This is a genomic window from Vampirovibrionales bacterium (genome assembly GCA_016712355.1).
Taxonomy (GTDB): domain Bacteria; phylum Cyanobacteriota; class Vampirovibrionia; order Vampirovibrionales; family Vampirovibrionaceae; genus JADJRF01.
The window spans coordinates 779,844-800,285 of sequence record JADJRF010000005.1; the positions used below are offsets into that span (position 1 = coordinate 779,844).

A 20,442-nucleotide genomic window follows, 5' to 3' on the forward strand; every position below is an offset into this window, starting at 1 on the left:
TTCAGTTAGATTCTTTTGGCGCGTGGGCAGACGCGTTGATACGGGCAGCCGAGGGCGGCGCAATCGACGCGCTCGGGGCGCAGGGGGGCGCACTCGCTCTCGGTCTCAATGGCCTGCGCCGATTCGGCCAGCATCCGCAAGGGCGACACGCTTTGCGCCGGATCGCGCAACACGTCGTCAATCGCGATCGGTTGCACGCCATGCGGCGTCAAATGAACCAGCGTCAGATAATCATCAGCGAGTCGCGCATCGCTTTGCCCGCTGGCCAGAAGCCCTTCGCGATAGAGCGCCAGTTGTTGGGCGTAGATCCGGCGCTTGTCGTCGTCCAGCGCACGATTGGTCTTGAATTCCAGGATGCGTGCGGGTTGCTGCGAGCGCGTGTCGTAAAGCAGCGCATCCAGCGTCGCCTCAACAAGGCATCCGCGTGAAGGCCAGTGAAAGCGAAGCCGAACTTCGGCTTGCGGACGAAGCGATTGCGCCGCAAGGGCATCCCAGGTAAAAGGCGATTCTAGAAAGGCGTCAAATAAGGCGTTTGCCCGTGCGCGCGCCTCGTCGTCGGGGGCGTTGAATTCACGCGATCCCAAGGCGGCGCTCAGGAGCGCGTCTCGCTGGGCTGCTTCCATCGGCTTGCCGCGTAGGCCGTAATGACGCTCAATCAACGCATGAACAACATGCCCAATGGCTTGATGAGGGATCCCTTGCAGGCCAGTGGCTTGCGGCGATGCTGCCTCAGGCGGCGGCTCTGGAAGACCGCACGTGTGAGAAAGCCAGTACCGCACCGGGCACTGCGCCAGCGTGCGCAAGGCGGAAAAACTCAAGCGTACGGGCGGGGCTTCGGCGAGGTCGACCTCTAAAGAGGCATCAGGCGAAGGCGATGAAGTCCCCGACGTTGGCGTAACAGCGGACTCATCGACGACGGATGCGGGTTGTGGGCGCGCGGGCATTTCGAGTCGAATCGCCACGCGCGCTTTGAGCGCCTGCGCCGCTTCTCCCTGGGGAATCTGGCGGGTAACGGCTTGGGGATCTTCCGCCTCGCTGAGAATCGTCATGGCCGATTCGCGCACCTCCTGCGAAAAGGCCTCAGCGGCGGTCCAGGCGCATGACTGGTCGCTTCGCACGACGATCAGGCGGCGGCGGGCGCGCGTCACCGCCACGTAAAACAGTCGTTTCTCTTCGGCTTCGGCCTGCGGGGCCTCCCAGCGGGCGCGATACATCTTTTTCTTCAGCGTGGCCCGATCCGCCTCCCCCGACGCGGGATGTTTGCCCAGTATCAGCCCATAGCCGTCATCGCGCGGGGTTTCTGCGTTCAGCGGATCAAAACGCAGCAGCGGACTGCGACTGGATTTTGGCTTTTCATGGGCGTAGGCGACGAAGACGACCTCGTTCTCCAGCCCCTTGGCCCCGTGAATGGTCATAATCGAGACGGCGTTGACGGCATCGCCTTGAATTGTCTGCGTGTCAGCGGCGATTTCCAGCGACGCGTCTTCGCGGGCGCTTTCCAGCGTTATCAGGATCTCGTCAATCGTGGTTGGAACCCCGCCGGCCTGGGGTTGTTGACGCGCCAACTGATATAAGAGTCGGCGAAAGGCGTTGAGCGACATCCGCGCATCGTCTTGCTGAGACGCGGGCGCCTCAGCGTCAATCAGACCGATGGCTTGCGCCAGACGCGTAAAGGCGGCGGCGGGATCGCTGCGGCGCATCATCGCGCGCGCAAAGCGGAGTTCTTCTACCAGTGAAAGCAGCGCCCGACGCACGGTCATGTCCAGTTCGGGCCAGCAAGACGCGTCGCTTAAGGCGTTAAGCGCCTCATATAGAGAGCGTTTAGGAGAAAGCGACCGCGAACCTAACTGCAACAGTTGCCGCTGAGAGAGTTTTTTTTGCAGAATCCGCGTCCAGGCGGCGTTGTCGCTGGGCGTGCGCAGCAAGCGCAGCAGGGCCATGGCGTCGCGAATGACCGGTTCTTCGAAAAAACCAGCGTTCTTGCGCTTAAGCGATGGAATGCCCAGATCGGCCAGCGCACGCGCGACGCCTTCACCCTTATGATGGCTTTTCACCAGCACCGTTATCTCTTTGGGCTCCGCTGCCGCATCCGCAATTAAACGCGCCGCTTCCGCCGCGATCCAGCGCGCCTGACGATCGTAATAGCTGGCCGCCGGTTCTTTGGCGTGAAGGGGATCGCAGGACGCCAATTCCACCCACTGCGCGCGTGGGGCCTGATCGTCTCGCGGCAGGCCGCTTTCCAGACGCTGGCTCTCATCGCCGGTAATTTGCTGCGCCAGCGCGTTGGCCACTGCCAGAATGGGCCATTCCGAGCGGTAGTTTTCGCGCAACGTGACGCAGACCTTCTCCAGTCCCTGGAAGGCGCGCTCCATATTATCGGGGCGGGCGTAGCGGAATCGGTAAATCGACTGTTTGAGATCGCCCACAACAGTCAATGCAGGCGCTTCGGGGCGTATGAGGCGGCGCAACAGGGCCAGTTGACTGCCATTGGAATCCTGGAACTCGTCGACAATGACGGCTTCGAATTGCCGCCGAACGCTGGCGAGAATATCCGGGCGACGATCCAGCAGCGTGAGCGTGTGATTAATAAGATCGTCAAAGTCACAAGCGCCTGCCTGTCGCAATGTTTCTTGATAGAGGGCGTATGCGGCAGCGGCCCAGTCGATCAGGCGGCTCTCGTCGGCGCCGATCCTCCCGATGGCGGACAGATCCGTCGCGTCGCGCATCATCTTGCCGCTATGGCGCCTGACAAAGGGCATCAAAGCGCCGAACTCGCCTTGCGCTTTCCATTGGCTCAGCCATTTGAGGCGGTCCTGATAATAAGGCTCGAAGTCATCGGGGCGGGCGCTGCGGACTTTGCGAAGCCGCGCTTCCATAAAGGCGTCGCGATCGGCTTCAGAGCCTTCAAAGCCGCCGCCCGGCGCGGTCCAGGGCCGGAGTTTCGTATCCCAGAGGGCGGCATAGTGCTGACAATCTCCTAGAAAAGTCCCATCCATCCCCACTTGCGGCAGCGTGCGCAAGGCGTCGTTCAGGCGACGGGTCTGCGCATGCGCCATCTCATGAAACTGTTTCGGTGAAAGGCCCGTGGCTTTAATCGCGCCTAACAGGCCGGGTAGTTCTGAAATCAACTCGGCGATAGACGGCGCGGGCAGCGTGCGCATGGCCTCCAGCGACAGAACGTCCTGCGCTACGTCGTTTTTCAAGTCGCAATGCGTCAGAATCGTTTCGATATCGCTGTAATCGCCATGATGCAGGCTATCTTGCAGGCGCGTCATTAATAAGCGCAGTTCGAGACCCTGAAGAATCCGAAAGCCGGGCGGCAGGCCCATGGCCAGCGCGTGACGCTGCAACAGCGTGTTGCAAAACCGGTGAAAATTACAGATGGCCGCCTCGTCGTCCAGGCGTTCGGCCCCGAGGTACTTCTGGATGCGCGTGCGCATCTCGGCGGCCGCATCGATGGTGAAGGTGACCGCCAGAATGCGCGTCTGAGGGTCGTCCACGCCCTGTGCGCGCAGCTCTGCCAGCAGATGCAAAAAGCGCTGGCCAATCAGCAGGGTTTTTCCCGCGCCGGCGCCGGCCAGAACCTGAAGCGCGATGTGACGATCGGCATGCGCGGCGCGGGCCTGATCGGCGTTCAGAACCGGCGCTTGCGGCGTGAGCAGGCCGGTCGGCGGCAAGCTAGTCATCGTCCGGCCCTCCTTCCGCGTTGTCGTCCTCGATTGTCGGCGCACTCGCGTCGCAAATTTCCTGAAATCCGCATCTGGCGCAGCACGCCCCCGGCGTGGCGGGCAGATGCGCGCTGGATAAAACCGGATCGCTCACCCGCTGGCGAATATCGCGCGCTACTTCATCAAGCAGCGGCCCCAGCGTTTCCAGCGGCGTGCTTACCGCGACGCTCCCATTGCCGCCCTGGACCGGCGAACGCAGCATTTGCAGGCCCGCATCGCCCCACTGCGGCGCGCCGTCTTCAGGCGAAAGCAATCGGCGCAGGGTGTCGCTTTCGCGTAAGGCCAGCGCATAGAGGGGAATTTGATAATCCCGCGCGGCGGGCGGTTTTCCCGTCGGGTTGGCATCCGCAGGCGGGGGCTGAAAAGAGGCCAGAAGCTGCTTGAGCCGGTTGTCTGCCTTGGGCTGGGGGAAAAGAGAACGGCCCCATTTGTAATCGATTAAGTCCCAACGTCCATCCAGCTTCTGGCGAAGGGCGTCAATTTGGCCGGTGATCTGGCAGCGCCCGGCTTGCGGCAGGACAAATGAGAAACGTTGCTCGACCAGCGTGCGGCGGGGCGGGGACTCAAAATAACCTTGGCGTTGCAGGTCGCAGATGGCGCCGGTCAGCTCCGTATAGGCATCTTCTCGCTGGATGGGCGTCAGGCGGGCGATGGCGCGCCGAGTGGATTCGCTCCAGAGGCTGGGTTGCGCGCGGTCCGGCGCTTCGCCATTTGCGGCGTCCGCCGACTGAAAGAGATCGCGGGCGAGCCCTTGCAGATGGTCTGCAGTATAAGGCGCGCCCTGTCGATTGAAAACCGCCATGACCTCATGCATCACCGTTCCCAATGCCGCCTGCGGCGTGGACGCGCCTCCCAGCGACATCAGCCGCCCATAGAAAAACTGTCGGGGACAGGTCTGATAATTCTTGACCCCGCTCGCGCTCAGCGTGAGCGTTTCCTCCGGCGCAAACAGCAGGGCGTCTGGCTGGCGACTCAGATGCGCCCATGGCGAACGGCCCGTATAATGGCGCGTCGGGCCGGAGGGCTCGGGCGCAGGGAGCGGGTCAATGGCTGCGGCAGGAAACCATCCGTCTCCACTTCCTGCTTGCAGCTTTTCAAGCGGGCTCTCGCTTAGCAGAGCGTAAGTCGTCGTCAAAGACGTCCAGAACTCAGATGGCGACGTAGACTCGCTTACGCCTTGCCGGTTCTGCGTCGCTAGATGGGTGGAGACGTACGCTTGCCGTCGCGCGCGCGTCAAGGCCAGCGCCAGCCACCGGGCCTCTTCGCTTAGGGCGCGCACGCGCCGTTGCGCGGGCGGATCGAACGCCGCCGGCGGCATCTCGCCAGCGCACACGACGCGCCAGCCTTCGGCGAAACGCTCACGGCCGGACTCCCCCAACACGGGCCACGTCTGCGCGCTTTGCGGAAACGCGCCTTGTGTGAGAAACGGCGTGAAGACGACCGTCGCTTCACGGCCCTGGGCCTGCAAAGGGGTCAGCAGCCATACGGCATCGCGAGGGGTTGCCGGTCTCCCCTCATCGACAGGCCAGAGGTCCGCAAACCACACGTCGACATCCCGCAGCGGATCGCGATCGGCGCAAGCGGCCTCGCCCTGGGCGTCGCGCCGCCATGTTTGCAATGCGCTGAAAAACCCGCCCCAGGCGGCGGCGTTGGCGCGATGCGGCGATACCGGCGCGTGGGATCCCGCGCAAGCGAGCGTCCAGCATAAGGCGAGCAGATCGCGCGGGCTGTTTTCATAGCGTTGTCCGGCATCCAGCAGGCGTTGAAACGGCGGCGGCAAGGCGCCATCCGCCTGTTTCGCGCGGATGGCGTCCCAACTCGCTTGCGGCGAGCGTTCCTGCGCCAGCGCCTCCCATTCGCCCAGACATTGCGCGATGTCCGACTCGAGCGCGCCGTCGTCATTCACTGTGGCGTTATGCCAGGCGCGCGCATGCGCCAGCAGATCGCCCATGTGCGCGCGGCGCAGCGCGGCTTGATCGGCCGTCGCTTCTTCATCGAGCGCTTGCCAGCGCGCGCAGCTTTCCAGCGTCTTGAGGCCCCAGTACAGCGCCCGCTGCGCCGTCACGCCGCCGGCTTCCTCTTGCGAAGGCTTCGATTCTGTCGCATCTGCCGTCTCTGGCGCTGAGGCATGGGGCGACTGAAACGGGATGCCGCTTTCCGCCAGCGCCGCCGTCAGCGTGATGAAGAGGGGATCGTCTCGATGCGCGCTGCGTAAGACGATCATCATCTGTGACCAGGGCGTCGCTGTCTGGCGGCGTTCACGTCTGAGCGCCTGTGCGATCGCCTGCGCCTCGCTGTCTGCGTCTGCAAAGCATCCAAAACGCGCCGCGTCGCGCAAGGCTTGCGGGTCAAACGAGACGCCTTGCGCCAGAATCCCGCTTTGGACGGCGCCCCCCTGCGTCAGCCATGCGTCAGCCCAGTGAATTAGCGCAGCGTTGTCGCGCCAGCACGTCATTTCGTGAGGCGCGGGCGCCAAGGTGATGGCCAGATCGGACTGGCTCCAGAAACGACGCGGATCCTCAAACAATTGTGGTTGCGCCCCTTGCGTCTCGCGCAGACACAGCCCGTCGACGCCTGCCAGCGCAAGGCGCGTCTCCTCGGGTAACGCCTGTAACAGGCCAACATGAAGCGGTCCCAGCTCTTGCGCTTCGTCAATCAGCAACAGGCGGGTGTCCTGGGCGAGAAAATTCCGGGCGTCGTCGTTTTCTTTCAGCAGGCGCTCGCACGCCATCAGGCTTTCATGGAAGGTCAGGCGCCCGCGCCGCGCACGGCTTGCGACGTCGCGCGCCAACAGGGTTGCAATCGCTTTAAAGGGAGAGGCCGTCTCGGCGGCGTCAGGCGTTTCACATAAGGCATGAAACCACCCCTCGCGCGCTTCTAATGGCAGGGGAAGCGCGTCGAGCGCAATCGCCAATCGAGACATATCCGTTGCAAGCGAGGGCTGGCGTAACGGCGCGCGCCACCGCGAAAGTGGCGTCAATTCACGTTCAGCCATCGCGCAGGACAGACTGTAGAATCGCCAGCGCGCTTCAACCGGCGACACGATGCCCGTAAAGGCCCCCTGTTCGCCGCACGCCGCATGAAAACGCCGCAACAGCGATTGGCAAAACCGCGCCATCGTCCAGATGCGAATCTGCCGCCAGTTGTCGTTGCTTCGCCCCTGCGCTGCGCGCGCCAGTAAGGTTTCAAGCGTCGCCTGTTGCGCGGGCGCCAGCGCCAGCAGACACACGCTTTGCGGCGTCAGGCCGTCTTCATCGATGGCGCGTAACGCTTCGCGCGTCAAAAGCGCCGACTTGCCGCTGCCCGGCGGGCCGCTGACTTTAAGCAGCGCGCGGGTCATCGGCGATCGTCACGGTCTTCGGCGGGCGCTGTAAAATCGGCGCGAATCTCGCTATGGCGAATCTGCCCGCCCCAATAGCCCGCATACCCCGCCAGCAGGAGGGATAATCCGGCAAGACCCGTTACGGCGGCCTGTAAGGCGCGCTGCAAGCGCCCCGCGCGCTGAAGTTGCCAGAGCGACATGGCTGCCAGCGCGCCGCCTGCCAGCGACGCCAGCAGCGAAAACAATCCCCAGCGTTCATGAACTTCAATCAGGTCGCGCGATGCCTCAGGCAGCGACTCGACGATCGCTTCGGCCCCGTTGCCGCTGAAATAGACTAGCAGCGACACGGCGCCAATGACTACAAACCATCCTAAGGCTACGCGACATAGCGCGTTTTGACTGGTTTTCAGGCCGATGAGCCAGACGCTCAGCGCCACCAGCATCCCGATGACCGGAAAATGATTCAGCAACAGATGCGCGTGCGCGGCGTTCATCGGTGAGCCTCCCGTTTCTGATGCCACTTCTGGATGATGCATGCTTGAGATAAATGGATTTTCAGCGTCTGGCGTCTATTGTCGCATTTTTAGCCCTGTACGCAAAGCGACCTGTTTTGACGGCGCGCGCGCCTTTCGCGGATAATAGCGCCATGACGGCCCTTTCTCCGACGCCTGCGCTGCGCGATCTGATCGCGCCAGCTGCGCCATGGCTGGAGACGGTTCGCGAGCGGATGCGCGCCATTGTCCCGCCAGAGGGCGAGTTGCTGATGGTCGCGCTCGATCAGTCGCTGGGCGCCGACGGCAAGCTGTTGCGGCCCCTGCTGACGTTGCTGTGCGCGCTGGCGACGCTGCCGCCGGGCTCCTCTCCAAACGAGGGGCATCTGGAAACCGCCGCCGCCGCCGAGTTGATTCATATCGCGACGCTCTTGCACGATGATGTGCTGGACGATGCGGATCTGCGGCGCGGCCGTCCGACGGTTCGGGCCTCTTTCGGCAATCGCGTGGCGATTCTGGCGGGCGATTACCTCCTGGCCCAGGCCAGTCGCAAGTTGGCCGCTGTGGGTGATATTCGCGTCGTTTCGTTGTTTTCAGACGTTCTGGCGGCGCTGTGCGATGGCGAAGTCGAGCAGATCCGCGCCAGTTATTCTGTCAGCGCCAGCGATTGGGACAGTTACCGGCGCAAAACCATCGGAAAAACCGCCAGTCTGTTTGCGGCCTGCTGCGAGGCCCCGGCGCATCTCAATGGGCTTTGCGCCGACAACGCCGCTTCGCTGCGCGCGTTTGGCGAGCAGGTGGGAATCGCCTTCCAGATCATGGATGATCTGCTCGACTTTACGGCCAGCGAATCCGAACTGGGCAAGCCGGTGATGGACGATCTGCGCAACGGCTTGCTGAATGCGCCCGCGTTGCTGGCTTTAGAATCGTCGTATGGCGGCGATATGCGCTCAGCGGTGCAAGCGCTGTTTAAGGCCCAAGGCCAGGATTTCGATGCTGCGCAATCGCCACAAGCGATTCAGACAGCTCTTGCCGACATTCAGCGCGTGATGAGCGCTGCCGGCGTCTTTGACAAGACGCGAGCGCTGGCGCAATCGCGCGTCGATCAGGCCATCGATGCGCTGGGGTTTCTGCCCCCGTCGGACGCCAAAGACGCCTTAATCGCCTTGGCGCGCTTTACGCTGGCCAGACGGTCGTAGGGCGTTACTTGCGCTAGGTTGCGTTTTTTACGTCGGGCGGCGCGTCGGGCGTCTCAGGCGCGTTTTCTGAGGCGGAAGCGTCTTCCACCACCCGCAGGCGGCGCTCAAACTTGCGATAGAATCCGCAGTTACGCACCCGGACATCCCCGTGCAGGTCCACCACGCCCAAGGCCAGCGCTTCTAGCAGGGGGCATGACACCCCTTTCCGGTAATACTCGCATGTGAAGCACTGATCGTCTTCTTCAATGTGAACGCATTCGTCAAAATACATCGCCGGGTTCTGAACAGACCTTTCTGGCGGGGCCTTTCAAGCGCGCGGAGGCGGGCGCTTGGGACACGGAGCGGACTGGCTGAAACTTGCGCAACACGCTAAAAGTTCAAAAAGTATACTCACTATTATCCCTTCTTTTATTATAGCGAGCGCTCTTTCAAAATGAAACCCTGCCGCGGGCGATTGCCAGAATGACGCCCGGGCGCCATTCTGAAATTCACGGCGTGAGAGACGGTCGGTTGTGACGAGATGTTTACATGATGCAACAATTCTCAAAAATTCGCTCCCGTTGGGTTTGGGCCGCCATGGCCACGGCGCTGGTCGCGCTGGCGGTGGCGTGGGGGCTTCTGCATCCGCCGGCGCCGCTGCCTCAAAAAGCGTCACGTCCTCCATTGACGGCCGGTTGCGCGCGGCAGTGGATCATGGCGCATCCGCATTCGGCGTATCGCTTGCGGCGGACGATTCAACTGGCGGGCGTGGAGGCGGTCGCGGCGGACCATCGCCAGCGCCGCCAAGGCTTTGTGGTGATGTCCGGCGTGAACCGCGCCTGGGCCGACCGTCTGTTCGAGCAGGCGCTCACGGCGCAAGAGCTTGAAACCGTCGCCAATGGCCTGCTGGCGCTTAAAAATCCAGCGAAACCCGAGCGTCTGACGCTGGAGCGCCTGTCGGTTCTGGACGTTGCGCCTGATGCTGGGCTTGGCGGGGCTGCGAGACAGGCGTCGAGACAATTAAGCGCGCGCTTTTATACCAGTCGCCACCGCCAGCCGCGCACCCTGCAACTGGCGGCCGTTCGCCTTGCCCCGTCTGCGGACGGGTCTGAGAATCTGGCGTTCACGTATAGCGTCGTTCCGTCGTTTGAACCGGCGCTGTTGACGCGCTTTCTGCAAGAAGCAGATGTGGGAGCCCTTTCCTGTAGCGAGCCCTAGCATCCGCGCCTGACGAAGCCCATAAAAGCCCGTCAAAGCCAATTCTGGGCAGGAAACGTAAAGAGAACGTAACGAAGTCGCATCAATCCTCTTAAGATTGTTTTTATGCAAATGAAGGCAATCTTCCGCCTCGGTAGGCGGATGGGGGGATTGCCGCAGGGGTATTCAGGGGGTGCAGGAATTATGACGAAGATTGTTCAAGGGACGACGCCCTACGCGTCGCCGACGCCACGGCAGGCAGATGCAACCAACTACGAACAGCAATTGCTCGCGCAACTGTCTCGCAAGCCGGGCTTTGGGTTCGCCCAGCCTGGACTCGCAACCGCCGCGCCGACCACGACGGCCTCCTACGCGCAACTGTTTGGCGCCAGCCAACATGCGTCGCCGCCTCGAACGACCCGGCGTGATGAGAATCCTCGTTCGTCTGCCGATGGGAACAAGACCGCCAGCCGGGGGAATCCTTTTGCAGAAATCTTAAACGCGCAGTTTGCCTAAACGCGGGCGCGCTAATGCCGGAACTCGCGCAGGCCGGTGGCCACCATGGCAATCTGGCTCTGATTGGCCAGCGCGATGACGTCCTTGTCCTTAATGGAGCCGCCGGGCTGAATAATGGCCGCCACGCGGGCTTGCGCCGCCGCCGCGACATTGTCTTCTGCGGGTAGAAAACCATCGGAAGCCATCACGGCGTCTTTGGCCTCGTCACAAGCCTGGCGCAGCGCGATTTCCAGCGCGCCAATGCGGCTGGTCTGACCAATGCCCAGCCCCACTGTCCGCCCGTCTTTGGCCAGAACAATGGCGTTAGACTTAACGTGTTTGACGACCCGCCAGGCGAAGAGCAGGTCGGCCATTTGCTCGTCGGTCGGCTGGCGCTGGCTGATCGCCTGTAAGGAGCCTTCGCGCAGACGATCGGCGATATCGCTTGCGACCGCGCCATCGGCGACCTGAGCCAGAAAGGCATGCGCGCCGAAGGGCTTGAGATCCATGGGCGCGGGCGCGTCTGCCGGCGGCAGTGCCCGCTGAATCAGGCGCAGATTCTTCTTGCTTTCGAGAATCTCCAGCGCTTGCGGCTCAAAGGCCGGGGCGATGACGACTTCCAGAAACACGTCTTTCATCTGGCGGGCGGTTTCTGCGCACACAGGGGCATTAAAGGCCACCACGCCGCCAAAGGCGCTCAGCGGATCCACCGAAAACGCGCGTTGATAAGCGTCTGCCGCATTGCGGCCCAGCGCAACGCCGCACGGGTTATTATGCTTGATAATCGCGCAGACGGCCGATTGTCTGAATTCACAGGCCAATGCCCAGGCGGCCTGCATATCCAGCAGGTTGTTGAACGACAGCTCTTTGCCGTGTAACTGGGTAAAATCGGCCTGAGTATGGCCCAGGCCGTAGAGAGCGGCGCGCTGGTGCGGATTCTCGCCATAGCGCAGATCGCGGATTTTGCGCAGATCCAGCGTCACGCGCGCCGGTAAGGCGGATTCGCCGGCGGCGTTACCGCTTGGTGTCGCGTGGGCGTCTGAAGTCTGACGCTCAAACTCCTGAGAAATCGCCGACTCATAGGCCTGGGAGCGTTGGAAGGCCTGCAAGGCCAGCTTCTGGCGAAATGGCAGGCTGCTGTGCCCGCCGCCCAGCTTAAGCTCTTGCAGAAAGCCGTCGTATTGCGCCGGATCGCACAGGACGTTGACGGCGGGATAGTTCTTGGCCGCAGCGCGAATCAGGGACGAGCCGCCGATATCGATGTAATCGAGCAGATAGAGCGGATCTTGCGTTGCCTGCGGCGTCAGGCGAGCGCTCTCAAAGGGATAGAGATTGACGACGACGACATCAATCGTAAATCGCGTCTCGTGGCCCGCTTTGCCCCGTTTGGCGAGGATGGGGGCGAAAATATCGGGATGCAGGCTTTTTACGCGGCCTTCGAGCAAATCGCCGAAGCCCGTGATGGTTTCGCTATCGATGCAGCTCACGCCGCGTTCCTGTAAAAAGGCGCGCGTGCCGCCGGTTGAAATCAGGCCGTAGCCGTAAACCTCGCTGAGGGCCCGTGCCAAGGGTTCTAGCCCCTGTTTGTCGTAAACGCTGATAAAGGCGTACGGGCGATTCTCCGGGACAAACGACATGGCGCGCGCTCCTTGGCTGGGGGACGCTCCTATTGTAGCCAAAACAGCCCAAACAGCCCAAACAGCCACAACAACGAAAACCCCCGTTGAAAAGGACGCGCCCCGGTTGAGAAGCCGTTTAGAAAACTCACGGGCCGGGCATAACATCCATGAGGCGATCAACCGGGTGAGTGGTTTACCCGCAGAGAGACGCCCAGAGAGATGGTATGGGGCTTGAATCCCATGACGAGTTCACGACTTTCGTGGTTGGCGGCGCTGATAATCGCGCTGGTGTGCCAAATGATGTGGGCGAAAAGCATCTTGCTGCCGCCCGGCCAGGACGTGACGCCCTGTGGAGAAGTGACGGCGGCCACAGGCTAGCGTCTCGCCTCTCGCTGCGCGCTTTCGACCCGTAGCATTGACTGAATCACGGCGCCCATCTGACGTTCGATTTCCGCCTTCTTAAGGGCAACCTGTTCTGCGCGCTGGCCATGCGGCGCCAGTTCCAGATAGCGCGTCAAATGGCCCAATGCCTGATCGTATCGCCCGTGATCATAGGCTTCTTCTCCGAGCGAAAAAGCGGCGGCGGCTGCGCGCATGCGGGGATCGGTTTCAACGGCGAGGACTTCACAAGCGCTTTGCAGCAGTTCGGCAATTGCTTCTGGCAAGTCGGGCCATTGCTGCAGCTGATCGTAACGCCGTTTCGCCGCGCGCCCGTCGCCTTTTTCGCGCCATCGGCGGGCCTCGTCCAGCGCAATGGAGAGGAGATCCGGTTGCGCGGCCATCAGCGCCGACAATCGGCGGCTTACGGCGTCGGGCTGCTCGCAGCGACAAGCCAGCGCGCGTTGATACGCCCAGCACGCATCGAAAACAGCGCCCGATTTTTCGTAAATCACGCCCAGATTCACCAGTGTCACGGGATCCTGATCGTTCAGTCGACACGATTTCTCGTAAAACGTCCGCGCGGCGGGCGAATCGTTCAGCTTGTAAAGTAGCGCGGCATAAGCCTTGTAGCTTTGGGCCGTTCCTGGGAAATCCGTAAACGCCTGCTCAAAGCTGTCTCGCGCTTGGGACAGCGCGCCTTGCGCCATGGCGGCTTCGGCTTCTCTCAGGCGCGCGTCACGCCGCTTCTGGCCTGCTTCAAAACGCTGTCGCAAGCGAACGGCTTCCACGGCCATGGGGCTGCTGGCCATAAAGCGACTGTAGGCTGCCATGGCGCTGTCCATATCGCCCAGTTTTTCGTAGGCCAGCCCCAGATTGAGCCGCACGCCCGCATGAGCGTCTTTCAGGCGGGTGAACTGCTCCCAGGCGTCGACGGCCTTGCGCCAGCGCTCCTGTTTAAAGCAGAGGTTGCCCAAATTGAGGTAAGCGTTGGCTTCCAGCGGATTCATCGCCAGGCAGCGCTGCCAGTATTTTTCGGCTAACGTCAGCTCGTTGAGGCGATATTCGACATTGCCCAGATTGAGCCACAGTTCGCTGTGATGTGGATAGGCGTTGACGAGCTGCTGAAACCGCTGGCGGGCTTCGGCGTAACGGCCGGCGTCATACGCGCCCATCGCCTGTTTAAAAGCGTCATCCATCCTGATACCATTGAAGCGCGGTCCGCCTCGGGCCGCTTCCTGTCTCAAGAGGATCTCTGAGATGCCTTCTGCGATGCCCGGCTCGCCGCCCGTCGGCGGCTCTGGACTCGATATCGACGCGACGCTGGCGATTCTCGAGCGCGCCTACCCGTACCATCCGATGTCAGAGGTGACCGGTTGCGAGCCGTTTCGGGTTCTGGTTGCCTGCCTGCTGAGCTTGCGCAGTAAGGATGAGCTGACCATGACCGTCTGCGAGCAATTGTTTCCGCGCGCGCAGACCCCGCAAGCGTTTGCTGCGCTGGACGCCGAGACGCTGGCCCAATGGATTTACCCGATCGGGTTTTACCGCAACAAGGCGCGCACGATTATCCACGTCTCACAAGAGTTAATCGCGCGTTTTGGCGGCGCGGTGCCCGACGATCTCGACGCTCTCCTGACGCTGAAAGGCGTGGGACGTAAAACCGCCAATCTGGTGGTGAGTCTGGGCTTTGACAAGCCCGCCATCTGCGTGGACACCCATGTTCATCGCATCATGAACCGCCTGGGTTACATCGACGCCCGTACCCCAGAAGCAACCGAAATGGCCCTGCGCGCGCAATTGCCGCCGCGCTGGTGGCGAACCGTTAATCGCGTACTGGTGTGCCACGGCAAAGACTGCTGCAAGCCTATTGGCGCGCAATGCGACCGCTGTCCGGTGGCGGCTCATTGCGCAAAAATCGCCGTCAAGCCGCGCCCTGTCCCCGCTCACAGATAACGCCGCACGCGCGACGATCGATTCGCAGGTAACGGGCGTTGATACAATTCCTCGTCCGAGGGCAATTTCTGTCTTTATATTGTTTTTATTTTAATTAAGAAGCTCTATTAAACTCATTTGCGCCCCCTCATCAGACAGAGAGACGATAGGAGAGGATTTACGATGAGCGTTTCCCCCTTTGCCCAAGGCGGCGGATTCCCCTACATGACGGGCTTTGGCCCGAGTACGTCCGCTGGCGGGTTTTCGCAGCAGTCTTTTGGATTCCCCGGCATTACGGGGTTTGGCTTTCCGCCCCCGTTTGTGGATCCCTTGTTCTTCTTCACCCCGGCGGCCAGCTCGTTTAACATCAACCGTCTGTTGGGCATTTCCAGCGGTCAATCGGTCCCGATTAACGTGGGTCCGACGCCTTCCACGCTGGGTATTTCGCCCTTCCTGCTCGGTTTTGGCTTCTTTGGCGGCGGTTCCGGCGGTCAAGGCGGCGGCGGTATGTTTGGCGGCGGCGGCGGCTACGGCGGCGGCATGTTTGGCGGCGGTTACGGCGGTTATTAACGTCTGATCCCCCTCCTCCTGTCATCCCGAGTGTTTCGCAGTGCTATCGTCTCAAATATGAGTTTCTGGCTTGGCGCCGTCCTCTGGGGCGGCGCTTTGGCCATGTCAGCAAGCCTTTTATTTTAAAAGAAAGCTACCGTGGGGACGGTAGCTTAGTGCTATAGGGGGTAGGAGGGGGAGGTTGGAGTGGCGGCATCCCCGCTATATAGGACGCCGCACATGAGGGCGATATCGATCCATGCCTGCCAGGGCTTGAATAAACAGGCCTTAATATGAAGCAATGTGACGCTTTTCCGCCGGTTTTTTCGTCGTCTTTTGGCTATAATCTCGCCGGTAACGATCAAGAGGCTCAGGTAGGCGCTCGGAGGGTCTTGCGGCGCGTGAAGAACAGCATTCGGGCTGCGCGGATTCTGGCGGCGCTTGCCATGGCGATCGGTTCTGTGGCGATTTGCTCGTTGAGCATGGCGCGGGTGGAGGCGCGATCGCGCGTGCAATGGGCGTTTTCGTCAGACGATCGCGCTGATCGCCGTTTATGGGCGACGCAAAGCGTGGCGGCGACGATCAATCTGAATCTGGCCAGCTGGAGCGAGTTGAAAACCTTGCCCGGCGTCGACGACAACGTCGCCCTGAAGCTTATGCGCGCCCGCAGCCAAACGCCCTTGCGCGCGCTGGAGGATCTGGCGCGCGCGCCCTGGCTGGAGCCGCCGCAACGGGCACGACTGCTGGCGACGTTTCGCAATCGCGTCAGCTTTTAACTGCGTCCGCTGGTGACGACTTGGCGCAACACGCCGCTCAGGGTTGCGTCATAGAGCCGTACCCGGCCTTGCTGAATCAGCGCGAGCGCCTCGGCGGGCTCAAAGGCTTCGCGATAGGGGCGCGGCGACGTCATCGCCACGTAGGCGTCGGCAAGCGCCAGAATACGCCCGCCGACCGAGATGTCGCGACCCTTTTTGCCCTGATAATACCCGCTGCCATTCATCCGCTCGTGGTGCTCGCCCGCCCAGAGCGCGATTTCGCCGAATCCGCCCGCGCGCGCCAGTAGATCGCCGGTAAAGCGGGCGTGATCCTGCATGGCGAGTCGTTGCTCTTCGCTTAATGGTTGCGGTTTGGCCAGAATCGCTCCCGGAACGCCCCACATGCCGATGTTTTGAAGCAGTCCCGCGATATAGAGCGCCCCGCAGGAGGCGTCATCTATCTCCAGATGGCGCGCCATGGCCAGCGCGAGTTCTGCGGCGCGCTCGCTGTGGTCGTCGGCGTAGACGGGTAACAACGAATCGCTGAGGGCGCCCAATGCGCGCGCGATCGACGCCAGCGATCGCCCACTGAGCGGCGCGAACCGCTCCGGGTACTGGGCGGCCGTGACGCTCTGGCGAAAGGCCTTGTCGGGCGCCGGGCCGTAAATCGCCTGTAGCGACGTGTCGCCGCGCTGATCGCCGGTTTGGGGCGCCCACAAGCGTCGGGCTGCCGCCAGAACGTCCGGGTCAAAAAGGGTAGTGGCCGTCGCATGCTCTGGATCGAAAAAGGCTTCCAGAATCTGCGATCGCGTTGCGGCGCTGTTGATATCGCCCAGAGACGCGTCCAATGCGTCGGCCAGCGCGATAATGCGCGACTCGGGCGGAATCTGCCCGCCGCTCAATCCGTGGGGAAATCCGCTGCCGTCGAGACGCTCGTGTGTGGCGGCAATCGCCTCATGAACGTCTGCGGAAAGCAGCAGGGCCTCAACCAGGGACGTTGCGCGTTTTGGGTGCGATTCAAACAGGCTCTGACAGGCGTCGGGCATGGCGGGCGTCCGGAACGCCTCGTATGCGGGGGCGGCTGGATCCAGCGCCATGCGCGGCTGTACAGCGAACCAGCGCTTTTCTGAAACGCCGGTGGGCAGGCGCGGCGCCAACGCGCCAATTAACGGAATCAGACCTGCGTCATGCAGCAGCGCCGCAAACAGCAGAGTCGACTTGCGTCGCGGCGACAATTGCAGCGCATCTCCCAGCGCCAGTGACAGCAGGGCGACGCGCTGCGCGTGGCCGACGGCGCGTCCTTCCGCTAAATCCGCTCCGCTGGCCAATAAGACCACCATATCCATTAGAGACGGCCCCGAGGGGGCCGCAGAAAGCGGGCGATCCGTCACCAGACGGGCGATATTGGCGAAAGGCGGCACGACGACTCTGATCCACACGCGCGGCATTGTGCAAGTATTCTAATACAGGCTTTTTGCGAGGCGACCGCCTTTTTGCCTCAGCCCGTTTTTGCGATTCATCGGGATAACGGATGCCGCCAATGGCGCGGCGCCCGCTATAATAAACCGTATGCCGACCCTGTTTTTCTTCGATGATCCCGCATGTCCTCAGCCTCAGGCGTTTGCGCGTTTGCGCGAGGTCTGGGCCGCGACCGGCGCCTCAACGCCCCTGCAGGCCCCGCCCGATGAAAGCGCCCTGAAGGCCGCGCTGGCCGCAACGCCTCATGCGGCGCTGCTGTTTTCGGGCCGATGGCCTGAGGCGGATGCGCGCGCGAAATCCTGGCGCGCTCAATTTCCCTCGCTGGCCTGCGTCGCGCTGATTGAACAGGCTCTGGACGGCGAGACGCTGGCGGCGCCTGACGTCGCGTTTGCCATGGGCTCTCAGACGGATATCCTGTCTGCCGACGCCTCGCCTACTGAGGCCCTCGTCCGGATTCAGGCCGCCTTGCGCTCCAGCGCCGCGCTGGCCGCCAGCGCCGAGCAGATTGATCCCATCACGGGCCTGTATCATCAGCGGCCCTTCATGGCGCGCCTTCAGGAAGAAATTTCCTTGGCCCGACGTCATTTGAGCCCTTTTGCGTGTCTGGCCATCGCCATTGACGGCTTTGCGATGTACCGGGACGGTTATGGTTACGACGTGTCTCAAGCCCTGCTCGCCCATACGGCGCGCATTATTTGCGAACGCAAGCGGCAAGAGGATATTGCGGCGCTCATCGGCGACGGCGAGATCGCCTTGTTGCTGCCGCGCAGCTCCGAAAAAGGCTGCAAGCCCCTGGCGACGCGAATTCTACAATCGCTCTCGCAAACGCCCTTTGCGGGCGCGACGCCTGACGGCGAAGCGGTTTGCGAGTCTCTGGAATTGCATATTGGCGTGGTTGCCTATCCCTCGCTGGCGGGCGACGCCCCGGAAGAGGCCGCCGACATCCACGCCGACGCCCTGTTGCGATACGCGCGCCATGCCTTGCACCAGGCCAAGCGTCGCGACGAAGTGGAGCGGCCGGTGGATCGCATCGCGTATTTCAGCGAGATTCAGCCGACGCTCGGCTAGGGGTTTCCAACAAGAAACATCGGGCCGTATGATCCGGCTGGTCCGGCGCGGCCGCAAAGGCGGGTGGAAACGTATCAACGCAGCGCGGCATACGAAATGCGCAGCGCGGCTCAAAAGCGCAGCCAGACGGGATTTCTGTAATCGTGGGCGGCTGCCCTTCAATGGGTTCGAGTCGCTGGCGCCCCGCTACAGGCAGCGATCGCAGCAAGCCTTGGGTATACGGATGCGACGGCTGCGCAAAAAGGCTGGCGGTGGGGCCTTGCTCGATGAGACGTCCGGCGTACATCACGGCTACGGAATCGCAGACTTCGGCGACTACGCCCAAATCGTGGGTGATCAACAGGATGGCCAGCTGGCGCTCGCGCTGAATCTCCTGCATCAGGCGCAGAATTTGCGCTTGCACCGTAACGTCCAGCGCCGTGGTGGGTTCATCGGCAATTAAGACGTCGGGTGAACAGCTCAGCGCCATGGCGATCATCACGCGCTGGCGCATGCCGCCGGAAAATTGATGCGGGTAATCGTCCAGCCGTTGAGCGGCCTGCGGCAGGCGGACCTGATCGAGTAGCGCGACGGCGCGCTGGCGGGCCTCGGCGCGCGACAGGCGCTGATGCAACTGAATGGCCTCTACCAGTTGATCGCCGATGGTATAGACAGGGTTGAGCGAGGTGAGCGGATCTTGCGGAATCATCGCGATGCGCGCGCCACGAATTTTGCGCATCTGACGCTCAGGCAGCGTGAGGAGATCCTGTCCTTCAAAGCAGATGCGCCCGCTCACGATGCGCCCGGGCTGTGGGACCAGGCGCAGGATCGCCAGACTGGTCAGGCTCTTGCCGCAGCCCGATTCGCCTACCAGCCCCAGAATCTGCCCGCGATTCAGCGTCAGATCGAGCCGATGCACGGCGGCGGCCTCCCCTGTGTCTGTGGGGAAATGTACGCTGAGGCCTTCAATGGCCAGGAGCGCTTCTGCGCACGCGTCTGACATGCCAGGGCCCTATCCTGTCGCGGCGTCGAAACGCAGACGCAGAAAGCGCCGTTTGCCGACCTGAAGCGTCAGACAATCGCCCGCCGCGCGACAAATCGCCAAATCAGGATCCGACACTTTTTCGCCGTCGAGACGGACGCCGCCGCCGACAATCAGGCGACGCGCCTCGCTGCGACTGGGCGAAATGCCGTGCTCGGTCATCAAGGCGCTCAAGCTCAGGTCCGTATCGGCAGGCGCTGACACTTCGGGCATGGCGTCCGGGATTTCCTTATGGCGAAAACGTCGAATAAAGGCCTGCTCAACCGAATCGGCCTCTTCGATCGAAAAATACTGGCTGACCAACCATTTCGCCAACGTCGCCTTCACGTCGCGCGGGTTGACGCCGCCCTGATCGGCCGGGCGCTGCATCATCTCGACCTGCTGGGCGATTTGCGCTTCGCTCATGGGCGTCAACAGCAGCTCGTAACGGGCAATCATCTCATCCGGGATGGACATGAGCTTGCCGTAGAAGTCTTCTGGCGAATCGGTCAGGTTGATGCAATGCTCGGGATAGCTTTTCGACATTTTAATCTTGCCGTCAGTCCCTTCGAGCAAGGGGGCCAGCACCACGATTTGCGGGTCAGGCTTGCCGTCGGCGCTTTGCAGTTCGCGGCCCATCAGGTTATTGAAGCGCTGATCGCTGCCGCCTAATTCGACATCAGCGTCTACTTGCGTCGAATCATAGCCCTGCATCAGCGGATAGAACAATTCATGCAGGTAAATGGGGCGTCCGTCGGCGTAGCGCTTGGAGAAGTCATCGCGCTCGAGAATCTGCGCAACGGTGGCGCGCGCGGCCAGCCGCAGCAGGTCGGCCAGCGTCATCGGCGAGAGCCAGTCGCTGTTGCGCGCCAGGGTCGCCTTGCGCACGTCGATGATCTTACCCGCCTGATCAAGATACGTCTGCGCATTCACAGCGATTTCCGCAGCCGACAGCGGCGGCCGGGTTTCGTTTTTGCCAGAAGGATCGCCGATAAGCGCCGTGGCGTCGCCAATAATCAGAATCGCGTGATGCCCCAAATCCTGAAACGCCCGCAGCTTTTTGAGCACCACGGAGTGGCCTAAATGCAAATCAGGCCGCGTCGGATCGAGGCCCAGCTTGACACGCAGGGGTTTTTGCTCGATAGCGGCGCGCTGAAGCCTCTTGGCGAGGGCTTCTACCGAGGGCAGGGCTTCTCCGCCCTTGACGAGCGAGAGGGCCTGCTCCATAAAAATCTGGTCGATGGCGTGGGA

Annotated in this window: 17 protein-coding genes; 8 read left to right on the forward strand and 9 right to left on the reverse strand. The window is 62.2% G+C overall.

Annotated features, from left to right (window positions below; translation table 11 throughout):
* Positions 1-5: 5 nt before the first annotated feature.
* The 3 genes from IPK79_04975 to IPK79_04985 are packed head-to-tail and all read right to left on the reverse strand — an operon-like array spanning position 6 to position 7,544.
* A complete protein-coding gene (locus tag IPK79_04975) occupies positions 6-3,686 on the reverse strand; it encodes an ATP-dependent helicase (protein MBK8189784.1) in 3,681 nt (1,226 codons plus the stop codon).
* Complete coding sequence (locus IPK79_04980) at positions 3,679-7,068, reverse strand: ATP-dependent helicase (protein ID MBK8189785.1); 3,390 nt, start codon at positions 7,066-7,068, stop codon at positions 3,679-3,681. The genes IPK79_04975 and IPK79_04980 overlap by 8 nt, the downstream gene beginning before the upstream one ends.
* Positions 7,065-7,544, reverse strand: a complete 480-nt coding sequence (locus tag IPK79_04985) for a hypothetical protein (protein ID MBK8189786.1) — start codon at positions 7,542-7,544, stop codon at positions 7,065-7,067. Before IPK79_04985 ends, IPK79_04980 begins: the two co-directional genes overlap by 4 nt.
* Before the next feature lie 53 nt (positions 7,545-7,597).
* On the opposite strand from IPK79_04985, the gene IPK79_04990 reads away from it, so the two are divergent.
* Positions 7,598-8,740, forward strand: a complete 1,143-nt coding sequence (locus IPK79_04990) for a polyprenyl synthetase family protein (protein MBK8189787.1) — start codon at positions 7,598-7,600, stop codon at positions 8,738-8,740.
* A gap of 13 nt (positions 8,741-8,753) precedes the next feature.
* Here the strand turns inward: IPK79_04990 and IPK79_04995 are convergent, their stop codons facing one another.
* The gene (locus IPK79_04995; GenBank protein ID MBK8189788.1) at positions 8,754-9,011 is read right to left on the reverse strand and encodes a hypothetical protein; all 258 of its coding nucleotides are present in this window, start codon (positions 9,009-9,011) and stop codon (positions 8,754-8,756) included.
* A 257-nt stretch (positions 9,012-9,268) separates the two neighbouring features.
* Between IPK79_04995 and IPK79_05000 the strand changes: the two genes are divergently transcribed.
* Positions 9,269-9,937 (forward strand): hypothetical protein, encoded by a 669-nt coding sequence (locus IPK79_05000; protein ID MBK8189789.1) that lies wholly within the window; start codon positions 9,269-9,271, stop codon positions 9,935-9,937.
* Between the two features lie 183 nt (positions 9,938-10,120).
* Positions 10,121-10,432, forward strand: coding sequence for a hypothetical protein (locus IPK79_05005; GenBank protein ID MBK8189790.1), 312 nt, complete (start codon positions 10,121-10,123; stop codon positions 10,430-10,432).
* A gap of 11 nt (positions 10,433-10,443) precedes the next feature.
* Here the strand turns inward: IPK79_05005 and purH are convergent, their stop codons facing one another.
* Positions 10,444-12,048: a bifunctional phosphoribosylaminoimidazolecarboxamide formyltransferase/IMP cyclohydrolase gene (gene purH, locus IPK79_05010; protein MBK8189791.1), complete on the reverse strand. Its 1,605-nt coding sequence runs from the start codon at positions 12,046-12,048 to the stop codon at positions 10,444-10,446.
* A 222-nt stretch (positions 12,049-12,270) separates the two neighbouring features.
* On the opposite strand from purH, the gene IPK79_05015 reads away from it, so the two are divergent.
* The gene (locus IPK79_05015) at positions 12,271-12,408 is read left to right on the forward strand and encodes a hypothetical protein (GenBank protein MBK8189792.1); all 138 of its coding nucleotides are present in this window, start codon (positions 12,271-12,273) and stop codon (positions 12,406-12,408) included.
* Here the strand turns inward: IPK79_05015 and IPK79_05020 are convergent.
* The gene (locus IPK79_05020) at positions 12,405-13,607 is read right to left on the reverse strand and encodes a tetratricopeptide repeat protein (protein ID MBK8189793.1); all 1,203 of its coding nucleotides are present in this window, start codon (positions 13,605-13,607) and stop codon (positions 12,405-12,407) included. The two genes, IPK79_05015 and IPK79_05020, sit on opposite strands and share 4 nt — an antisense overlap.
* A 61-nt stretch (positions 13,608-13,668) precedes the next feature.
* Here IPK79_05020 and IPK79_05025 point away from each other — a divergent pair, with 61 nt between their 5' ends.
* From IPK79_05025 to IPK79_05035, 3 genes are all read left to right on the forward strand, one after another.
* Positions 13,669-14,361, forward strand: a complete 693-nt coding sequence (locus IPK79_05025) for an endonuclease III (GenBank protein ID MBK8189794.1) — start codon at positions 13,669-13,671, stop codon at positions 14,359-14,361.
* A 162-nt stretch (positions 14,362-14,523) separates the two neighbouring features.
* The gene (locus tag IPK79_05030) at positions 14,524-14,910 is read left to right on the forward strand and encodes a hypothetical protein (protein ID MBK8189795.1); all 387 of its coding nucleotides are present in this window, start codon (positions 14,524-14,526) and stop codon (positions 14,908-14,910) included.
* Positions 14,911-15,182: 272 nt separating this feature from the next.
* A complete protein-coding gene (locus IPK79_05035; protein MBK8189796.1) occupies positions 15,183-15,665 on the forward strand; it encodes a helix-hairpin-helix domain-containing protein in 483 nt (160 codons plus the stop codon).
* On the opposite strand, the gene IPK79_05040 is transcribed toward IPK79_05035, so the two are convergent.
* On the reverse strand, positions 15,662-17,092 hold the full coding sequence (locus tag IPK79_05040; GenBank protein ID MBK8189797.1) for an HD domain-containing protein: 1,431 nt from the start codon (positions 17,090-17,092) through the stop codon (positions 15,662-15,664). The two genes, IPK79_05035 and IPK79_05040, sit on opposite strands and share 4 nt — an antisense overlap.
* A 121-nt stretch (positions 17,093-17,213) precedes the next feature.
* Here IPK79_05040 and IPK79_05045 point away from each other — a divergent pair, with 121 nt between their 5' ends.
* Positions 17,214-18,191: a GGDEF domain-containing protein gene (locus tag IPK79_05045; GenBank protein ID MBK8189798.1), complete on the forward strand. Its 978-nt coding sequence runs from the start codon at positions 17,214-17,216 to the stop codon at positions 18,189-18,191.
* On the opposite strand, the gene IPK79_05050 is transcribed toward IPK79_05045, so the two are convergent.
* Positions 18,163-19,173 carry an ABC transporter ATP-binding protein gene (locus IPK79_05050; protein ID MBK8189799.1) on the reverse strand — a complete coding sequence of 337 codons (1,011 nt, stop codon included), beginning with the start codon at positions 19,171-19,173 and terminating at the stop codon, positions 18,163-18,165. The genes IPK79_05045 and IPK79_05050 overlap by 29 nt on opposite strands.
* A gap of 9 nt (positions 19,174-19,182) precedes the next feature.
* The gene (locus IPK79_05055) at positions 19,183-20,418 is read right to left on the reverse strand and encodes a tyrosine--tRNA ligase (protein MBK8189800.1); all 1,236 of its coding nucleotides are present in this window, start codon (positions 20,416-20,418) and stop codon (positions 19,183-19,185) included.
* Positions 20,419-20,442 lie beyond the last annotated feature (24 nt).